The 19,702-nt window shown below is 65.8% G+C and carries 14 protein-coding genes; 7 read left to right on the top strand and 7 right to left on the bottom strand.

Translation table 11 applies throughout. The features are described from left to right. Nucleotides 1–141: 141 nt before the first annotated feature. Both PBT88_RS11120 and PBT88_RS11125 read right to left on the bottom strand, forming a co-directional pair. Nucleotides 142–3,207 carry a TonB-dependent receptor domain-containing protein gene (locus PBT88_RS11120; protein ID WP_270075415.1) on the bottom strand — a complete coding sequence of 1,022 codons (3,066 nt, stop codon included), beginning with the start codon at nucleotides 3,205–3,207 and terminating at the stop codon, nucleotides 142–144. A 144-nt stretch (nucleotides 3,208–3,351) separates the two neighbouring features. Then, nucleotides 3,352–4,752, bottom strand: coding sequence for a S10 family serine carboxypeptidase-like protein (locus PBT88_RS11125; protein WP_270075416.1), 1,401 nt, complete (start codon nucleotides 4,750–4,752; stop codon nucleotides 3,352–3,354). A gap of 259 nt (nucleotides 4,753–5,011) precedes the next feature. On the opposite strand from PBT88_RS11125, the gene PBT88_RS11130 reads away from it, so the two are divergent. Next, a complete protein-coding gene (locus PBT88_RS11130; protein WP_270075417.1) occupies nucleotides 5,012–6,241 on the top strand; it encodes an aminotransferase class V-fold PLP-dependent enzyme in 1,230 nt (409 codons plus the stop codon). 20 nt (nucleotides 6,242–6,261) lie between these two features. Next, on the top strand, nucleotides 6,262–7,779 hold the full coding sequence (locus PBT88_RS11135) for a S10 family serine carboxypeptidase-like protein (RefSeq protein ID WP_270075418.1): 1,518 nt from the start codon (nucleotides 6,262–6,264) through the stop codon (nucleotides 7,777–7,779). A gap of 45 nt (nucleotides 7,780–7,824) precedes the next feature. On the opposite strand, the gene PBT88_RS11140 is transcribed toward PBT88_RS11135, so the two are convergent. Both PBT88_RS11140 and PBT88_RS11145 read right to left on the bottom strand, forming a co-directional pair. Next, nucleotides 7,825–9,912, bottom strand: a complete 2,088-nt coding sequence (locus PBT88_RS11140) for an amidohydrolase family protein (protein WP_270075419.1) — start codon at nucleotides 9,910–9,912, stop codon at nucleotides 7,825–7,827. Next, nucleotides 9,912–10,865 carry an ornithine cyclodeaminase family protein gene (locus tag PBT88_RS11145; RefSeq protein WP_270075420.1) on the bottom strand — a complete coding sequence of 318 codons (954 nt, stop codon included), beginning with the start codon at nucleotides 10,863–10,865 and terminating at the stop codon, nucleotides 9,912–9,914. Before PBT88_RS11145 ends, PBT88_RS11140 begins: the two co-directional genes overlap by 1 nt. A 142-nt stretch (nucleotides 10,866–11,007) precedes the next feature. Here PBT88_RS11145 and PBT88_RS11150 point away from each other — a divergent pair, with 142 nt between their 5' ends. Beyond that, complete coding sequence (locus tag PBT88_RS11150) at nucleotides 11,008–11,481, top strand: Lrp/AsnC family transcriptional regulator (RefSeq protein ID WP_270075421.1); 474 nt, start codon at nucleotides 11,008–11,010, stop codon at nucleotides 11,479–11,481. On the opposite strand, the gene PBT88_RS11155 is transcribed toward PBT88_RS11150, so the two are convergent. Both PBT88_RS11155 and PBT88_RS11160 read right to left on the bottom strand, forming a co-directional pair. After that, a complete protein-coding gene (locus tag PBT88_RS11155; protein ID WP_270075422.1) occupies nucleotides 11,461–12,390 on the bottom strand; it encodes a DMT family transporter in 930 nt (309 codons plus the stop codon). The two genes, PBT88_RS11150 and PBT88_RS11155, sit on opposite strands and share 21 nt — an antisense overlap. Continuing rightward, nucleotides 12,387–13,589, bottom strand: coding sequence for an amino acid aminotransferase (locus tag PBT88_RS11160; protein WP_270075423.1), 1,203 nt, complete (start codon nucleotides 13,587–13,589; stop codon nucleotides 12,387–12,389). Before PBT88_RS11160 ends, PBT88_RS11155 begins: the two co-directional genes overlap by 4 nt. A gap of 135 nt (nucleotides 13,590–13,724) precedes the next feature. Between PBT88_RS11160 and PBT88_RS11165 the strand changes: the two genes are divergently transcribed. Next, nucleotides 13,725–14,198 (top strand): Lrp/AsnC family transcriptional regulator, encoded by a 474-nt coding sequence (locus tag PBT88_RS11165; RefSeq protein ID WP_270075424.1) that lies wholly within the window; start codon nucleotides 13,725–13,727, stop codon nucleotides 14,196–14,198. Nucleotides 14,199–14,311: 113 nt separating this feature from the next. Beyond that, nucleotides 14,312–16,099 carry a peptidase M61 gene (locus tag PBT88_RS11170; protein WP_270075425.1) on the top strand — a complete coding sequence of 596 codons (1,788 nt, stop codon included), beginning with the start codon at nucleotides 14,312–14,314 and terminating at the stop codon, nucleotides 16,097–16,099. A gap of 13 nt (nucleotides 16,100–16,112) precedes the next feature. Here PBT88_RS11170 and PBT88_RS11175 read toward each other — a convergent pair whose 3' ends face one another. Beyond that, nucleotides 16,113–16,322 carry a hypothetical protein gene (locus PBT88_RS11175; protein WP_270075426.1) on the bottom strand — a complete coding sequence of 70 codons (210 nt, stop codon included), beginning with the start codon at nucleotides 16,320–16,322 and terminating at the stop codon, nucleotides 16,113–16,115. Nucleotides 16,323–16,722: 400 nt separating this feature from the next. Between PBT88_RS11175 and PBT88_RS11180 the strand changes: the two genes are divergently transcribed. After that, nucleotides 16,723–17,664, top strand: coding sequence for an LLM class flavin-dependent oxidoreductase (locus PBT88_RS11180; RefSeq protein ID WP_270075427.1), 942 nt, complete (start codon nucleotides 16,723–16,725; stop codon nucleotides 17,662–17,664). Nucleotides 17,665–17,931: 267 nt separating this feature from the next. After that, a complete protein-coding gene (locus tag PBT88_RS11185) occupies nucleotides 17,932–19,686 on the top strand; it encodes a GGDEF domain-containing protein (RefSeq protein ID WP_270075428.1) in 1,755 nt (584 codons plus the stop codon). Nucleotides 19,687–19,702 lie beyond the last annotated feature (16 nt).

Here is a 19,702-nt window from a genome sequence, read left to right on the forward strand (position 1 = left end):
GGATCCGGGACGGATGGAGGCTGTCCGCCCGCCGGGATGGGATGCAGGGACTTCGATCGGCTCATTGTTCGTTTCGTTTTCCGCGCGAAGCCAGGACTAGGAAAAACAGCTGCCCGGCGGTGAGGCCGGGCAGGGCCTTCTTCACCGCAGCTTGATGTTGGCACCGACGAAGAAGCGTCGGCCCAGGATGTCGCCATAGGCGATCTGGGGATAGGAGGGGCTCTTGTCGGTGAGATTGTCTACGCCGGCGCGCAGCGTGATCCGCCCGACGTCGAGCTGGGCCGAGATGTCATGGACGATGTTCGCCTTGAGGATGGGATCCGGCGTGGTCTCGATCGACACGTCCGAGCCGGAATGGGTCTTGGACAGATATTCGAGCTGATAGGTCAAGCGGAACGGGCCTTTGTCGTAGGCCAGATTGAAGCGGCCGTCCCATTTGGGAGACTGATAGGTGTCGTCAGTGCGCACGAAGGTCGCGCCGGTGACCGACGTGGTGAGCAATGTATTGTGGGTCAGCGCGGCGGTCAGCTGGAGATGACCGAGATCGCGACCGTGGAACAGGTCGCCGACCGCGAAGTGATAGTCGACCACGTAATTCTCGCCGTGATATTTGATCACGCCGGCGTTGAAGGTGGTCGTCGTTCCGGTGATGATCGTACCGCCGGGGCTGGTGCCGTCGCTGGAGGCAAGCCGCGTGAAGGCACCGCAAACCGCGGGATCCGGCTGGACATTGTCATAACATGCAGCGGTGAAGTCCTCGGTGGTGAAGGCCGAGAGGCCCTCCTTGAGATCGATCTCGATGCGGTCGGCGCTGATCGTCAGACCCGGCACGAAAGCGGGCTGCAGCACGATCCCATAGGTCCAGGTGTTGGAAATCTCGTTGTGGAGATTGGGGTTGCCACCCGTCGTCACGGTCGCACGCGCGAAATTCTCGGACGGATCCTGGAAATTGGCCAGCCGCTCCGCGGCGCTCAGCCCCGCGCCCGTCCCGTCGGCATCGACGCCATAGTTCGGATTGGCCTGGAAGGCGGCGAGGCAGTTCGCGCGCCGCACCGACGGATTGGGGCCGCCGTTGATGCGATCGGCGTCGCATGGATCATAGCCGGTCGAGGCAAGCCCGCTCGACGACGGTGCGAGCAGCTGGGTCAGCGTCGGAGCCCGGAAGTTGCGGCTGCGCGATCCGCGCAGCGTCACGCCCTTCACGACCTCCCAGCGCAATCCGAGATCCCAGACATTCTCGCGACCCGCATAGGAATTGTCGATGTGACGGAACGCGCCCTTGAACTCGAGCAGCTTGACCAGCGGCAACTGCCAGCTCTTGCCGATCAGCGGCACGATCATCTCGGCGGACAGCTCGTCGGTGTTGTACTGGCCGGACTGGGCGATTTCCGGTGTACCCGTGCCGAAAATTCCGAGGAGGTTCGCGGCCAGCGGATCGAAGCTCGCTTTCTCGTTGCGATGTTCATAGGCGACGTTGAAGTCGACGCTGCCGGACGGCAGCTTGACCACCGATCCGCCGAGAGTGGCAAGCAGATCGGCTTGTTCGTTCTTCCAGTCGAGACCGGCACGCGTGCTCACATAATTGCGTGCAGCGGTGCTCACATTGCCGTTGCCGAACGGATCGATCGGCGCGCAGGACGGATCGTCGTTGGTCGTATCGCTGTCGGCATTGATCGCGCAGACGATCTTGCCGTTGCTCGATACCGCATCGATCGCATTCTCGAACTTCGAATTGACGACCTGCCAACTGCGCTGATGGCCGTCGACCTGGGCGTAGCTGCCCGACACCGACCAGTAGAAATTATGGGTGCCGAGATTGAAGTCGCCCTCCAGCGTCAGCACCCCGCGATAGGTGTCGGTCGCGGTGGTCTGCACGTCGTTCGGCGTGAGATCGTAGAAATATTTGGACAGATAGAGCGGCGAGCCGGCGGCGAAGGCGGGGCTGGCGGCGCTCAGTACCGATCGGGCCTGGGTGGTCAGATAGGGATTGTCGACCGTGAAGCTGATCGGGCCGTCATAGCTGCCCGGATTGAGCACGGTATAGCTGTTGCCTTGCGGGATTTCGGTGCCGAGCGTGTGCGCATACATCAGCTCGGTCGAAATCTTGATATGATCGGTCAGATCATAATGGCCGAGCATGTTGGCGGTGTAGCGTTCGACGCCGGTGCGAAGCCCGGCCAGGTTCTGATATTTGAAGCCGTCGCCGCCCGATGCGAAGGGCACGCCCTGGAGGGTGCCGGTGTCGTAGGGGACGACGTTGCCGTCGCTGCCGAACTGGAGCGGGCTCCCGCCGCTTTTTGTGAGGAAGGCGCTGACGGGCGCGGCGCGGGTGAAGATCACGCCATTGGGATTAAATTCCCAGAACGTGCCGTTGAAGATCTCCTTGACCGACGGGATGCCGTCGTTCGGGCCGGTGTCGGCGCTGTTGCTTACCGTCAGGCGGCCGAGATTGGACAGCGGCCGCGCCGAGAACATCAGCGTCGGGGATTTCGAATAGCCGAGATCGATGGCGATGTTGCCGCGACCGTCGGAGAAGTTGGTGCCCGCGGTCAATCGCGCGCTGTGCGTGCCATAATCCCCGCGGCTCGATATGCCGTTCTGCACATCGACATCGAGACCGCTGAAATTCTGCTTGAGGACATAGTTGACCACGCCCGCGATCGCGTCCGAACCATAGACGGCGGCGCCGCCGCCTTGATAGACCTCGACACGATCGAGCAGGCCGAGCGGGATGATGTTGGAATCGACGGTCGCGTCGCCGACACCGTCCGAGGAGCCGATCCCCGACGAGCTGGTGACCATGCGGCGGCCGTTGACCAGGGTCAGTGTCCGCCCGACGCCGAGGTTGAACAGATTGGGGGCCTGATAGCCAGGGCCGCTCGAATTTCCGCTGCCGTCGGCCTGGTTGAGCACCGGCGCGTTCGACGGCAGGTTGTTGAGCGCGTCGGCCGCGCTGATGTAGCCGCGATCACTGATCGACTGGGCGGTGATCTCCGCGACGGGGGCGATGTTGTCCGCCTCGCTCCGGCGGATGCGCGAGCCCGTGACCACGATCATCCCGTCGCCATTGGCGGCGTCGGCGCTGGGCGTGGTCGATTGATCGATCGCCGGCGGCACCTCCTGCGCCATCGCCGGCGCCGCGCCGGCCGCTGCCAGCAGCGCGGTCGACAGCATCAATCTGCGGACGAATATGTGATTGTGAACCATGGAGCCCCCTTCGTTCCCCGAGCTATCTCGATCGAACCGATGGCGAGCATAACCGAGCGTGCCGGAATATTTTCGTCGTTGATGGGGCGGGGGGCGACCGGAAGCACAAATCCAAACCGGAAATTTGGGTCAGGCTTGCAAAATCTATGTGCGGGGATTCAGGAAGTCCGAGATTTCCTGCCCGAAATGGACGGTTTCGAGCGGATCCTGATACATCATGTGGCCGCCGGCGAAGCAGTGCAGCGCGATGCGCGCGCCGATCGACGCCGGCATCGCGGCCACGGTTGCCTCGTTGCCGGCGCAGCTGTTGAGGGAGTCATACATGCCGGCGGCCACCCACATCCGCAGGGCCGGGGCCTTTTCCATCGCGCGCAGCGCCCATGGCTGGGGCGGGCTCGGCGGCCCTTCGCCGGCCCGCGCACGGGCGAGCGATTCCGGCGTGATCGGGGACTGGTCATATTGCCAGCGATTGCCGGCATCGCTTTCCGGTGCGTCGATCCCGGCATAATGGCCATCGCGATAGCCGAGCGCGCCGCGATAATAATCGAGTATCCGTTGACCCTCGCCGGGATTCTCGTCGGCCTGGTCGGTGCGCCGCATGTCGAAGATTGCCAGCGTCTTGCCCTGATCGGCGAGCAGGCCGGTGCGGAAGTCGTGCGGCGAAACCCATAATGTCCGGGCGTCGATCGTCGCGGGATCGAGCCCCTGATAGCGGGCGAGCGTCGCGATCACCTCGGCCCGCTGCTGCTCCGTCAGTGCGGCGGGATCGGCCAGCGCCGGCGCATAGACGGTTTCCGCCCAATGCCGCGCTTCTGCGAGGGTTCGCGCCTGGTCGGCCAGCAGCGCCGGATCGAGCCGCCGCAAGGCGATGGCGGTGGCGACGCGGCTGTAGAGCGACAGCGCACGCATCCGATAGCGGTCCTGCGTATCGCCGAGCGGAATGCCGCCGGAGATGAGGGCGATGCCCGCGACCGGAATCTTCTGATCGATCAGGCGCTCGGCGACACCGGCGGCTCGCCATGTGCCGAAGCTTTCGCCGACGAGATAGAGCGGCGCCGAGCCGCGGCGATAGGCGATGCGGAAATCGCGCACGAAACCGGAGATGGCGGCGATATCGCCGTTGGTGCCATAAAAGTCGCTGGCATGATCCGTCGTGTCGGCCCGGCTGAAGCCGGTGCCGACCGGATCGACGAACACGAGATCGCTTGCCCCAAGCGGGCTGGTCGGGTTGTCGGCGAGCTTGCCGTCATGAAAGGTCTTGGGGCCCATGGCGTGGAATTGCAGCAGCCGAGAATCCGCGCCCGGCCCGCCGTTCCACACGAAGCTGAGCGGCCGCCCATGCGTGCCGGCCACGAGATAGGCGGTATAGAAGATCCGGCCATGCACCTCGTCCTTGAGATTGCGGGCCGGGAGCGTGCCGGCGCAAGCGACATAGCGGATCCGTCGGCCGGCAATGGTCGTCTCATGGCTGGTTTCGACAGCGTCGGGCGCGCAGCGTCGCGTCGTCGCGCCGCCTGGTCCGGCTGCCGCCAGAGCCATCACCATGGTTACGCCGCAAAACAATATCCGCTTTGGCATCGCATGCCCTCCCGACCGCATTGTTAGGTGCAAGGCCCAGGCATTTTTATGCGTAGATCGCCCGGCGCGGCCGCTCTTGATCGCGATTTGCGTTGTGGCATCGGGCAGATGCGGCAAAATCTGCAAAAACTATTCCGTCTCGCCGCGCTAAGCTGCCGCGAATGGCAAGGGGCGACATATGGGGCGAGGTCTGACACGACGGGGCATCTTGGCCGGGGCGGGGGCGATGCCGCTCGCGGCACGCGCCGCCGCGGCCGGACTGGGGGATGCCGGCGCCAGCCTGCCCGACGGTGCCAGTCTGCCCGACAGGGCCAGTTTCGCGGCCATGCCCGGCGTCTATCTCGACTCGGGCACGATGCACCCGATCCCGCTCGGGGCCCGCGACGCGGTGCGCGCCTATGTCGATCAGCGCGCGACGATGGACGGGCACTATCCGACCGACGCGGTCGAGCAGCGGGTGAAGGACAATTTCGCCAGGCTGATCAACGCGACGCCCGCAGAGATCGCGTTCGTCCAGAGCACCACCGCGGGCGAGCAATCGATCATCGATGCGCTCGGCTTTCCCTATCGGAAGGGCCGTATCGTCACCGATACGCTGCACTTCTTCGGCTCCTTCTATCTCTATGAGGAACTGGCCCGCCAGGGTGTCGATGTCGCATGGGTGCGGCCACGCACCGGTTCGGGCGTCGCGCGCATCGCGATGGACGATATCGAGCAGGCGATCACGCCGGGCACGCGGCTCGTCGCCTTGTCGCTGGTCTCGACCTATAACGGCTTCGAGCACGACCTGCAGCGGGTGTGCGAGATCGCCCATGCCCGGGGGGCGCTGGTCTATGCCGATATCGTCCATGCCGCCGGCACCGTGCCGATCGACGTGCGCGCGTCGAACGTCGATTTCGCGTCCTGTGCCAGCTACAAATGGCTGATGGGCGATTTCGGGCTGGGCCTGCTCTACGTCCGCGCCGACCTGCACGATCGGCTGCAGCGCACCCGGTTCGGCTATTACCAGCTCGAGGGTTTCGGCCCGCATGTCTATCCGTTCGATCCGCCCGCGACCAAGGCCGACTATCCGATCGCGGACGTCACGCCGCGGCCCGACATGGAAGGGCTGTTCGCCGGCGGCACCCACGCCCACACCGTCTCGGCGATGCTCGGCTGGTCGCTCGACTATATCCTCAAGCTCGGCGTCGACCGGATCGCGGAGCATCGCCAACCGCTGCTCCAACGTCTGCACGAAGGGCTGGCGACCCGCGGCTATGCGGTGGTGACGCCGCCCGAAAGCCGCACCCCGCTCGTCACCTGCGTGCTGGAAGGCGCGCATGACAGGCTCTCGGCGCCGTTGAAGGCCGCCAATGTGCAGATCACGCTGTCGCGCAACCGCTTCCGCGTCAGTCCGTCGGTGTTCAACGACATGGACGATATCGAACGCCTGCTCGCCGCGCTGCCGCGCGCCTGACCATCACAAGGGAAATGCCGATGCGCCCGACTGCCCTGATCTGCGCGATGCTGATCGCCGCCGCACCCGCCGCGCTGTTCGCCCAGGACGATAGCAAGGCGCCGATGTCGCCCGCCTTCCTGCGCGCGATGGAGCCGATGATCCCGCGCGATGCGGCGAACGACCGGGTGGTGACCACGCATCATGTCGTGAGCCTGGCCGGCAAGACGCTCGGCTACCGTGCGATCGTCACCGAACTGCCGATGCCCGGGCCGGACGGCGCGCCCGTCGCGGTCGGCGTCACCTTCGCCTATGTCGCGGACGAGGCGAAGGACGTTGTCGCCAGGCGACCGGTCATGTTCGTCTTCAATGGCGGCCCGGGCGCCTCCTCCTCGCCGCTGCATCTCCAGGCCTTCGGCCCGCGGCGCAGCGTCGGGGAGGGGGCCGCGGCGCATATGGAGGATAATCGCTTCACCCTGCTCGATGCCGCCGATCTCGTCTTCGTCGATCCGGTCGGCACCGGGGCCAGCATGCCGATCAAGGGCCAGGACGCCTCCGGCTATTGGGGTGTCGGCGGCGATGCGCGTGGCGTCGCGCTGATGATCGAGCGCTGGCTCGCCGCCCATGGGCGCACCGGCTCTCCGGTGATCCTCGTCGGCGAGAGCTACGGCACGTCGCGCGCGCTCGCCATCCTCCACGAAGACATGAAGGCGAAGACGGCGTTGCCCGATGGTGTGGTCCTGCTGTCGCTGGCGATCGGCGACAGCGACGGGCCGGTCATCTCCGACGCGGTGCTGCTGCCCACTTTGTCCAGCGTGGCTTGGTATCATCGCGCGATCGATCGCGGCGGCCGCAGCGTCGAGCAGCAGTTCGACGAGGCGCTGCATTTCGCGCAGACCGACTATGCGTCCGCGCTGATGCAGGGTCCGGCGCTCCCGGCCGCCGACAAGCGTCGCATCGCCGAGCGCATCTCCGCGATGATCGGTATTCCCGCCGCGACGATCGAGCATGATGATCTGCATCTCGATCGCCACGACTTCATGTTGCAGTTGCTGGCCGCCAAGGGACTGCGCACCGGCCAGCTCGACGGCCGGGCGACGCGGCTGATCTCCGAAAGCAACCAGCGTCCGCCGTTCGACGACCCCTCGATGTCGCTGGGTTCGGGGTCGGCCAGCACGGTCGAGACCTATCTCCGGGACGAACTGGGCTACACCGTGCCCAGCCCCTATCGCAGCCTGAATCTCGGCATCAATTTCAAGTGGAACTACGACAAGGACTATGGCGGCAGCTTCCGGGCGATGTCGCTGGCGCCCGATCTGAAGGACGCGATAGCCCTGAAGCCGACGCTGCGCGCGTTCACGGCCGGCGGCTATTACGACATCACCACGCCGGTCTATGCCGGCCAGTTCGCGCTCGAACAAAATGGCGTGCCGGCCGATCGCCTGGCGATCCACCGCTACAAGTCCGGCCATTCCGCTTTCGAGGATGCGGATGCGCTGGCCGCGCTCAGTGCCGATCTTCACCGCTTCGTCGCGCAGGTGGCGGCCGAGAAGAAGTAACGGGGCTCCCGCCGTCCCGGATCGTGCCGGGACGGCGGGACAGCATCAGTAGAGGAACTCGTCCATCGCGTCGTGCGACGGCCCCGATCCGGCGATCTTGGGCGCGGCGGGCGGTAGCGTCACCTTGGGCGCATCGGCGAAGGGCGTCACGCCGAACGCCGGGTAGATTTCCGACGGGAAATAGATGGTCCCGTCCTTCACCACCATCGCGATGCGGTGAAGCTCGCTCAGATTCTTGGTGGGATCGCCGGGGAGCAGGATGAAGTCGGCGATCTTGCCGCGCTCGATCGATCCCAATTCCTGGTCGCGACCCATATATTGCTCCGGCGCCAGGGTATCCATGCGCAGCACTTCGGGGATCGGGATGCCGGCCTCATGATAGATTTCCAGCTCGCGATGCACCGAGATGCCGGTCTGGTCGTCGGTGCCGGGCATCAGGCGGATGCCGCGATCGTGCAGCAGCTTGAGCGTCTCCTTCACCTTCTCGAACCCGCCGAGATAGCCCGCATCGTCTGCCGGGCTCGCGATCGGCGCGATCGCCTGGCGGCGGCGGCGCTGGAGGCCGATCGGCAGATGGTCGATATATTCGGCGACCGACGGCGATGGCTTGCCGTCGCGGCTCAGCATCAGCAGTTCGAGCGTGACCGCGGTCGGATCATGCGCGATCTTGCCCGCCACCATCATGTCGATCGTCTTTTGAACGCGCGGCGACTGGAGATCGAGCGTCGCGGTGCGCTTCATCGCCGTCAGCCGCAGCGGCGTGCGCGTATCCTCCTGGGGATCGAGCACCCATCCGAGCATCAACTGGTTGATGTGGGTCACCTCATCATAGCCGGCGCCGATCATCGCATCGGCATTCGTGAAGGCCGGGATATGTCCGGTCACGGTCATGCCCAGCGCGTGCGCTTCCTTGGCGATGGCAGGCACCCAGGCCGGGTTCATGCTGTTGTAGATCTTGATCTGCCAATAGCCGCGCGCGGCATACCAGCGAACCGCGTCGAGGGCCTTGTCCTGGCTGTCGACGACGATGCCGAGCCGGGCCGAATAGGGGCTGCGGCCTTCGAGGAAGCCGTTGGGCAGGATGCGCGGGCCGGCCACTTCTCCGGTGGCGATGCGATGCATCAGGTCGGGCAGGAAATTATTGTCGTTGCCCATATCGCGCACTTCGGTGACGCCCGCGGCGATATACAGCATCGCCGATTCCAGGCTGACATGCGCATGCATGTCGTGCAGCCCGGCCATCAGCGTGCCGCCCTGGCCATCGATCAGCGCCTCGCCGGGAGACGCGGGCGCGTCGAGCGGCTGGATGCCGCTGATCCGGCCATTGGCGAACACCACCGAGACGGGATCGCCGAGCTGGCCTGCGATCGGATCGAACACGCGCACGTTGCGGATGCGAACCGGCGCATCGATATTGTGGGCGAAGCGCTTCTGGAGCGTCGCATAGCGTTCGGCGGTCAGCCGGGTCGCCAGTTCGGCCAGCGCCGGAACGTCCGCCTCATGGCCTTCGCGCACGGTCGCGCCGCCGGTATCGAGAACGGCGAACAGGGCGCCCTGGCTGTCGAGCAGGATCATGGCGGGGGCCAGATCGATGCCGCTGATCGCGTAGGCCTGGTAGTGGCCCTTGCCGATCGATGCCGGCCCCAGCTTCTCGATGTGCAGCGTGCCGCCGGGCAGGGTCGTCAGTGTACCGTCGGGTGCCTTGAGCAATGCGCGGGCATAGAGGCCGAGCGCCCAGGGGCTCGCCGCCTGGCCGATATAGAGGCTGGCGCGGCTTGCCGGCACCTCGCGCGGACCCATCGAATCGCTCCAGCGTGCCGTCGTGCCGGTGCGCGCGAAGCTTTCATGGACATCACCGCCGAAGGTCGCCTTGCCATCCAGCTTCCAGGCCACCGGCAGGCCGTCCGGCCCGAGGTCTATCGCCTCGTCCATGGTCGGGCCGCGGCCGTTATTCTTCACGTCATAATGGATGGCGACATGGTTGCCGGTTTGGATCGCATCGACGAAACCGACCTTCTCTCCGTTGGCGACCACCGACAGCCGCTCCTGGTGGGATTGCGCGAAGGCGGGGCCTGACAGGCCGGCGAGCAGCGTGGATGCGGTCCATGCGGTGCGGATCAGGGAAAGCGCCATCAGCGATGCGAGCTCCGATAGAGATGGGCGGCCGCCGCCAGATCCTGCACCGCGTGGCCCAGGGATTTGTAGAGGGTGATATCCTGGTCGCCGGTTCGACCGGCGACGCGGCCGAGCAGCACGTCGCCGATCTCCGCGAGGATATGCCCGTCGGTGACGATGCCGGCGTCGCGAGCGACCAGGAACTCGGCGGCGGCATCGCGGGCCGAGGCGGTGCTGTCGGCGATATAGCGGCTCTTCGCGACCAGCGCGCTATCGACCTCGACCGGGCCGGGGCCACTCGATCCGACCAGGTTGACGTGCGTGCCGGGCTGCACCCAGTCGCCGAACAGGACCGGCTCGGAGGCCGTGGTGAGCGTGCAGATCACGTCCGCCTCGCGCGCGGCGGTTTCCAGATCGCCGGCACGCTCGGCGCCGAGATGGGCATATTGCTCTACCAGCGCATCGACCTTGGCGGGCGCGCGACCCCAGATCACTATGCGGGTGAAGTCACGCACCAGCGGCAGCGCCTTCAGATGGGTATGGGCCTGCCCGCCGGTGCCGACGATCAGCAGCGTGCGCGCATCCTTGCGGGCGAGCGCGTCGGTCGCGACGGCCGTCGCGGCGGCGGTGCGGATGTGGGTGATCTCCTCGGCATCGCAGACGGCCACCGGGCGTCCCTCATAGGGCTCGAACAGGACGACCAGCCCGCGATGCCGGCGCAATCCCGGCGACAGCGGATCGGCGAAGACGCTGATCGTCTTGGTGCCGAACATATCGTGGTCGCCCAACGCGCCGGGCATCTGTGCAAAGGTGCGGCCCGTGCCCAGCGAGATCATCGTGCGCAGCAACTGCCGTGTGGTGCCGGCGGACAAGGCCTGCATGACGTCACGTATCGCCTCGATGCAGTCGGCATAGCTCAATCCGTCGCGCACGGCCTGACTGTCAAAGATCGCGAGATCTTCCCGCTTCATCGTCTATTCCCCGCTGCCGAACTAGCCGTTTCGTCGAGATCGGAAGCTACGCTGCCCGGGCGGCGAAAACTTGTTGATTTTCGTACTCGCCGATATGCTTCGGCGGAGTTCAATTCACATAGCGAACGGATTGCGCATAAACATGGCTGATGATCTCGATCGCCTCGACATCAAAATCCTCGACCGGCTGCAGATCGATGCGTCGGAATCGTCCAGCGAGATCGCCGAGCGCGTCGGCCTGTCGCAATCGCCCTGCTGGCGCCGCATCCAGCGGCTCAAGGAGGAGGGGTACATCAAGTCGCAGGTCGCGGTGCTCGACCGCGAGAAGTTCGGCGAGAGCATGTACATCTTCGCCCAGCTCAAGATGGGGCGGCTCAATGACGAGGCCCGCGAACGCTTCATCCGTGCGATCGAGGGCATCCCGGAGATCACCGAAGCCTATACGCTGTTCGGCGAGATGGACGTGATGCTCAAGGTGCTCGCACCGAGCATGGCCTGGTATCAGAATTTCACCTTCCGCACGCTGTTGCGGCTTCCCGGCGTCGAGGACATCCGTTCGACCGCAACCCTTTCCGAGATGAAATGCACGCACCGGCTACCGCTGCCGTCGCCCTGACAGGAGGAAGCCGATGCCGACCAGCGCGAAGCCGCCGAGCTCGAACGGGCCGATGGCCTCGTGCAGCGCGAATGTGGCGAAGATCGTGCCGAATACCGGCATCAGGTAGAAGAACAGCCCGGCCCGGCCGGATCCGATCAGCGCGACGCCGCGATTGAACAGGAAGAAGGCGAGGACCGAGGGGCCGATCGCCAGATAGGCGAGCGCGGCCATGCCGCTACGGTCGTGCAGTGGCAGCGGCGCCCCTGCGAGCAACTGGAAGGGCAGCATCAGCGCGGCCGCGCCGGCGAAGGTCAGCAGCAGGAAGCTTGCCGGGTGCAGCCGCGGACGCCGCCGAAGCAGGGTTGCGTAGAGCGATTGCGACAGCATCGCGGCACCCGCCAGCAGCGTGCCCTGATCGAACGAGCCGGCGGCACCGGGCCGGCCCAGGATCACGGCGAGCACGCCGGACAAGGCAAAGCCGATCGCCATCAATTGGCGGCCGCTCACCCGGTCCCCGAACAACAGGAAGCCGCTGGCGACGATCGTGACCGGGATGGCGGACTGCACCAGCAGCGCCGAGGTCGCACTCGTCTGCCGCAATGCGAGATAGGCCAGCGTGTTGCTGCCGGCGAGGCCGAGTGCGGCAAGCGCCAGCAGCATCGGCCAGCCGCGGCGGATCTCGGGCCAGTCGCGACGCAGGTGCGGCAGCGCGAAGGGCAGGGCGAGCGGGATGGCAAACGTCCAGCGCCAGAAGGACAGGCTCACCGGCGGCAGATCGTGCGGCAGCGCGCGGCCGAGCACGAAGTTGCTTGCCCATAGCGAGGCGGCCAGCGTGAGCAGCAGATAAGGGCTGTTCCACAAGGACAGCCGGTCGCGGCGTGGCGATGCCGCGTCGCGCCATGGGCTCGAGCCTTGCGCAGCGGTCATGCGGCGACGTCCGCGTCGACGACGGCGTGCAGCGCGTCACAAAATCGTTCGATGCCGCCGATCCCGAAGCCCGCGATGTTGATGCGGCCGGAGCCGGCCATGTAGATGCCGTGCTCGCGCCGCAGATATTCGATCGGGCCGGGAGCGAGCGGCAGTGTCGCGAACAATCCCTTGCCCGTCGCGATCGGCGCCAGATCGAGATCGCCGATCCGGCCTTGCGCGCCAAGCTCGCCGCGCAGCGCGTGCAGCCGCCTGCGCATCGCCTCGCGTTCGTCCTGCCATAGCGCGGCGAGTTCGGGATCCTCGAGGATGATGCGCACCGTCGCCGCGCCATGATCGGGCGGCATCGACCAGTTGGCCCGCGCTAGGGCGAGCAGGTTCGATTGGACGACAGCGCCGGCTGCGGCATTGGGGGCCGTCGCCCACAGCGCCCCGACGCGCTCGCGATACAGGCCGAAATTCTTGTCGCACGAATAAGCAAGCAGGCCATAGCGGGATCGGCCAAGCACCAGCCGTGCGCCGGCGGCATCTTCGTCCCACCCGTCCCCCAGCCCCTGATAGGCGAGATCGACCAGCGGCAGCAGGTCGCGCTCCGCGACGACATCGGCGATCGCGCGCCACTGGGCGGGATCGGGATCGATCCCCATCGGATTGTGGCAACAACCGTGCAGCAGCACCGCATCGCCAGGCGCCGCCGCGCGCAGCGCATCCATCCAGGCCTCGGCATCGAACCGCTGCGCTGCCACATCAAAGGCATCGACCGCCATCGCCCTCAGCCCGGCCTGCGCGAAGATCGGGGCATGATTGGCCCAGCTCGGCGCCGCCAGCCAGATCCGTTCGACACCCGCCTGGACGAGAATTTCGGCGGCGAGGCGGAGCGCGCCGGTGCCGCCCGGGGTCTGGAGCCCCTGCCAGGGACGCATGAAATCCGCGCCGAATACGCGCGCGCCCAGCTCGGCGACGAACGCCTTGTCGCCGTCAGGCCCCAAATAGGCCTTGCTGGTCTGGCGGTCGAGCAGCCGCTGTTCGGCGCGCTTCACCGCCTCCAGCACCCGCGTTTCGCCCCGGTCGTCGCGGAACACGCCGACGCCCAGGTCGATCTTGTCGGACCGTAAATCGGCGGCATAGGCCGCGATGATCTTCAGCAGGGGGTCCGCAGGCTGGTCGCGAAGCAGGTCGAAGCGCATCTTGGTCCCCATCCGATGATCTGTACGGGCATGATCCTATGCGCATCGGGCGCCAAATATCGTGCGAATTGGAGATATTTTGCGCTATTTTCACACGGAATAAGCAGATTTCTGGACTATCGTGCATGAGCCGTGCATGATGCAGCGATGCCACACACGCTCGATCGATATGATGGCCGGATTCTCGAGGTCTGGCAGGCGCAGGGCGATATCGGCCCTGTCGAAATGGGCACGCGCGTGCATCTTTCGGCGTCGCAATGCTCGCGGCGGATGCAGCGGTTGCGCGCCGCGGGCTACGTGTCCCGCGTGGCGGCGGTGCTCGATGCCGACAAGCTCGGCATCGGGGTCAGCGCCTATGTGCTGATCACGTTGCGCTCGCACGATTCCGAATGGCTGGAAAAGTTCAACGCCCGGATCGCCGCGCTCGACGAAGTGCTCGAATGCCAGGCGCTGACCGGCGCGGCGGACATCATCCTCAAGGTCGCGACGCGCGATCTCGCCAGTTTCAACCGATTGCTGACGCGCGAACTCCTCACCGCCCCGGAAGTCGCCACCGCACGCTCGAGCATCGTGCTCGAAAATCTCAAGAGCACGACCAGCCTCCCGGTTCGTTATGCGTGATTTCGCGTTATTCCCGCATAGATCATGCGGGAAGAAGCGATCTGCACGCCCACTTTGCGGGGATTTCGCCCGGCGCGACGGCTAGGCTGACGGCGCACCGACGGAGAGATGTCATGGCTCGATATTTGTCGCGCGGCCGGGGACTTGCCCCTGTCGCCCTGATCCTGATCGGCGCGGCACCGGCCGCCCCCCGGCTGGCGATCGGGCTCGCCCCCGCCACGCCCGACGCCGCGCATCATATCCCTTATGTCGATGTCGTCGTGACCGCGCAGGATGTCCACGCCGCGCCGGGAGACCCGCTGTTTTCGCTGGCGCTGGTCGCCAATACCGTGACCACCAGCGCGAAAGACCTGACGCGGCTGGGCTTTGCCGATGAGGCCGGGCCGATCGGGGTGGCGGTGCGCGACGAGGCCGAGGACGGTTCGGACAGCCGGCGCGTCTGGCTTGCAAACCGTGCGGTGAACGGAACGGTCACGGTTCGCTATCGCGTGCCGATCGATAGCGCTGCACCGCCGCTCGCGCTGCCGCAATATGAGATGCGCACCGAAGGCGACACCTTTTCGGCGGCTGCCAACGCCTTCCTGCTGCTCCCCGACGATCAGCGTTCTCGTGTCGCCCAGGTTCGCTGGGATTTCGCCGCCTATGGGGCAGGCGGCGTCGGCGTCTCGAGTTTCGGCGTCGGCGATGCGACCAGCGCGGCGGCTCTGTCCACCGACCGCTTGAACTCGGTCTATTATATGGGCGGTCATCCCGGCACCTACCGGTCGAACGACGATGGTTTCTTCGCGGGCTGGCAGGGCCAGCCGCCGTTCGACATGGCACCGCTGATGTGCTGGGCAGGCGACCTCCACCGCTTCTATGGTCGCTTCTTCCGCTATGCCCCCGACAGCTTCGGGGTGTTCGGACGGACCAACAGCCGCAATCCGGGCAGCGGCATCGGCCTTGCCGACAGCTTCGCCTATACGTTCAACGATAGCTCGGTTCCCGCCGACCTGCGTACATTGCTGGCACATGAGATGCTGCACAGCTGGGTCAATTCGCTCGATGCCTCGATGGATAAGGCGGGCGGGCTCGACCGATCATGGTTCGGCGAAGGGCTGGCGGTGCATTACCAGCGCGCGCTGCCGTTCCGCGCCGGCATGATCTCGGCGCGCGATTTTCTGGCCGATGTCAACGAGACTGCCGGGCGTTATTATACCAACATCAAGATCGGCACGCCGAACGCCGACATCCCGGCCGGCTTCTGGCGCGACACCCGCGTCCGCGTGCTGCCTTATGATCGCGGATCGCTCTATTTCGACACCGTGGACGCGGAAATCCGGGCACGATCGAGGGGCGCCCGTTCGCTCGATGATATCGTCCGGACGATGCTGGCCGCGCGCCGGGCAGGAAAGCCGATGAACGAAGCCTTGTGGCGCAAACTGCTCAACGCCGAACTGGGTGCGCCGGGCGTTGTCGAGTTCGATGCGATGCTTGCGGGGCGGACGGTGATCCCGCCGTCCAATGCCTATGGACCCCAATTCCGCCGGGTCAGCCGGCCGCTGCGCCGCTTCGACCTGGGGTTCGATCCTGCATCGCTGCTGGCGCGACCCAGGATCGTCCAGGGCCTCGTCCCGGGCTCGCAGGCGGCGCTGGCGGGTCTGCGCGATGGCGACGAGATCCTCGACAGTTTCCCGCAGGATGCGCTCCAGGGCAACCAGCAGGCCTATCTGGCGATCGCGGTACGGCGCGGCGATCGATCGCTGGCCATCCGCTATCAGCCGCGCGGTGAGACGGTGTCGGCCTATCAGTGGGCATTGACCGGAGCCGGGCAGGGGCCGGCCCCGCAGCACGATCGGGCCAGTAGCTGCTCTGCGACAACAGGCGGTGATCGGCACGGCGACCGAATGGATCGAGACTAGCCGGCTTCGTGTTTCAGCGTCGGGCAGGGCTTTCCATCGGCTGCTGCGCGCAATTGGTCGCTGGGTCGGGCTGTACCGGGCGGCAATGGCGCTGCGCCCAGATCAGCAATCGGAGGACGCCGATCATGGGAATATCCCCGTCGCGGTGGATGCCCGCCGGCATCGGCGGCGCGGCCGGACGACCGGAGATCAGATCGCCATCGAGGGATGCGCTGGGCGTCATGCTGGAGAGACGCCGCAACAGGCGGAAATCCGCATCTCGTTAAACCCCGCCCAGATCGCGCCGGCCATATCTTCCCGGCCAGATCTTTTCGGGGTGGCACGTCGGGATATCCGACCCCATGCTCCGATCGCGACCTTCGCCAGCGGACCATGCTTCGCCAGCGGATCGTGCGAGATTATCGTGAGAGATTATAGAACAGCATATTCGATCTTATCATAATTTATCGGAATGCGGATCGAATCTAGGACCGATGCCACCATGCGGACGGACGCAGGCCGCCGATATTGGCATGGCCAGACCGCCCTCTCGAACGACGGATGACCCAATGAAGAAAATCGGTTTCCTTTCCTTCGGCCATTGGTCTCCCGCCCAGAATTCTGGGACGCGATCGGCCGCCGATGTGCTGCTGCAATCCATCGATCTGGCCGTGGCCGCCGAGGAACTGGGTGCGGATGGCGCCTATTTCCGCGTCCACCATTTCGCGCGCCAATTATCCTCGCCCTTTCCGCTGCTGGCGGCGATCGGCGCGCGGACCCGGCGTATCGAGATCGGCACCGGCGTCATCGACATGCGCTACGAGAATCCGTTCTACATGATCGAGGATGCGGGGTCGGCCGATCTCATTTCGGGTGGGCGTCTCCAGCTCGGCATCAGCCGCGGATCGCCGGAACAGGTGATCGAAGGATGGCGGCATTTCGGCTATGCCCCGCCGACCGGCGAAAGCGATGCCGACATGGGGCGCCGGCACGGAGAGCTGTTCTTCGAACTTCTGAAGGGGCGGGGATTCGCGCAGCCGAACCCGCAGCCGATGTTCGCCAATCCTCCGGGGCTGCTGCGTCTCGAGCCGCACGCCGAAGGGTTGCAGGACCGCATCTGGTGGGGCGCGGCCTCCGACGCGACGGCGGCCTGGGCCGCCAGGAAGGGCATGAACCTCCAAAGCTCGACCCTGAAGGCCGACGAGTCCGGTGAACCGTTCGATGTCCAGCAGGCACGGCAGATCCGCCGTTATCGGGAAGCGTGGAAAGAGGCGGGGCATGAGCGGCAGCCGCGGGTGTCGGTTTCGCGTTCGATCGTCGCGCTGATGAACGACACCGACCGTGCCTATTTCGGGCGCGGCGAGAGCAGCGACCAGATCGGTATCATCGACAATATGCGCGCCGTGTTCGGGCGCTCTTATGCGGCGGAACCGGATCGCCTGATCGATGAGCTGCGGGCCGACGAGGCGATCGCCGAGGCCGATACGCTCCTGCTGACGGTGCCGAACCAGCTCGGCGTGGCCTATAACGCGCATATCATCGAGGCCATTCTGAAGCATGTCGCCCCGGCACTCGGTTGGCGGTGAGGCCGGTCGCCGTCGGGACGGCGTGGCGTGGCGTGACGTGGCTGGTTCGCGGTTTGGGTTGACGGATTCGATGCAGGAATCCATGTCGCCATCGATATATCGAGCCTCAAGGGGCCGCTTCGCCTGACGTCCCCACCCACATCGAGGCGGGCGGCCGAGAGGACGACGGCACCGCCTGCGGAGGTGCGTAAACGGCGCGTTAGCTAATTCAGATTAGCGTGCCTCGAAGACAAATTGGATTGCTGGACGATGCGCCTTCCCCGGTATTTGGCCAGTACCGCCATCCTTGCCATCTCATATTTCCTGCTCGCCAGCGCCAGCATCCTGTTGACGCGGTTCGAGGGCGGCGCCGCCTTCCTCTGGCCCGCGACGGCGCCGCTGTTCGCCTTCCTCGTCATCCGGCATCCGCAGGAGTGGTTCTATCCCATCGCGGCCAGTGGGGCGGCGTCCTTTGCGGCGTCGTCCCTCTTTGGGCTCGGGCCGATCTTCGCCGTGCCCCTCGCCATCGCGATCGTCGCGGAGGCTGCGCTGCCGGCCTTGCTGTTGCGGAAGATCGATGCGGATCTGTCGTCGTTCGACAACATCCCGTCGCTGGTAAAATTCATTCTCGTGGCCGGCATCATCGGGCCGGCCGCCAGCGGTATCGTCGGAGCGGAGACGATCGCCCTTCGCGTCGGGCATGATTTCTGGCCGAACTGGCGGGCGTGGTTCGCCGCGCACAGCCTGGGCACCATCAGCATCGCGCCGCTGCTGCTGCTCGTCATGCAGGGCGACGGCCTGGCATGGCTGCGGGCCTCCAGCGTCCGCAACAAGATAGAAGCGATCGCCCTGCTGTTGCTGGTGGCGGCGACCTCGTTCGGCGTCTTCGAGCAACGGGAATATCCGCTGCTCTTCCTTCCCATGCTTCCCCTGATCATGACCACCTTCCGCCTCGGTCGCGTCGGGGCTGCTGGGGCGGTCGTGGTGCTGGCGACGATCGGCGGGGGCCTCACGCTTCTGGGGCACGGCCCGATCAGCCTCATGCACGGGTCGATCGGCGCACGGGCGCAGTTCTTCCAATTCTATCTGGCGATCGCCGTGTTGATGGTCCTGCCGGTCGCTGCCGAGCTTCGACGCCGGGAGGCACTGGTGCTGACGGTGCGGCAGACGGGCGCCGCCTATCGTCTGCTGGCCGAAAATCTCGGTGACACGCTGATCCATACCAGTCTCGACGGCGATGTTCGCTTCGCATCGCCCGCCATCCTCGAATTGACCGGCTACAAGGCCGCGGACGTGGTCGGCCGAAACTCACGAAATTTCGTCCTGGCGGAGGATTTTGCGGTGTTCTTTGCCGCCCGGGAGAAGGCCATCGCCGAGCCGGATCGGACCACGACCATCGAATATCGTGCGAAGGTGCGGGACGATGTCGTGATCTGGTGCGAAACGCGGATGCGAAGCTACACCAACGAGAAGGGGACGCCGATCGGCGTCATCCTGGTGGTTCGCGACGTGACCGCGCGCAAGGCGGCCGAGGCGGAACTCGCGCTGGAAGCGACGACCGACGCGTTGACCGGCCTTCCGAACCGCCGGGCGTTTTTCAGCCGGCTTCGCTACCTGCGGCAGGAGGTCGCATCCGGGCAGGGGGCCGGCTGCATCGCGATTTTCGATATCGACCATTTCAAGACGGTGAACGACACCCACGGCCACGCGTCCGGCGATCGGGTGCTCGCGACGGTCGCACATGTGGCGCAAGCGGCGATCCGAAGCGGCGATATGGTCGCCCGCATCGGCGGGGAGGAATTCGGCATGGTGCTGTGGGGCGCATCCATCGAGGCGGCGATGCAGACCTGCGAGCGAGTGCGCGCCGCCATAGCCCATGCGGCGGTATCGTCCGGCCCCGGCGCGAACATCCGCGTCACAGCCAGCTTCGGTGCAGCGGCGATCCGATCGGGCGCCGATGACGACGCGATCTACGATGCGGCGGACCAGGCCCTTTATGCGGCGAAGGCAAGCGGCCGGAACAGGCTTCGCGTCGCGAACTGAGCCATGGGATGCGGGC

Source organism: Sphingomonas abietis (assembly GCF_027625475.1).
Taxonomy (GTDB): domain Bacteria; phylum Pseudomonadota; class Alphaproteobacteria; order Sphingomonadales; family Sphingomonadaceae; genus Solisphingomonas; species Solisphingomonas abietis.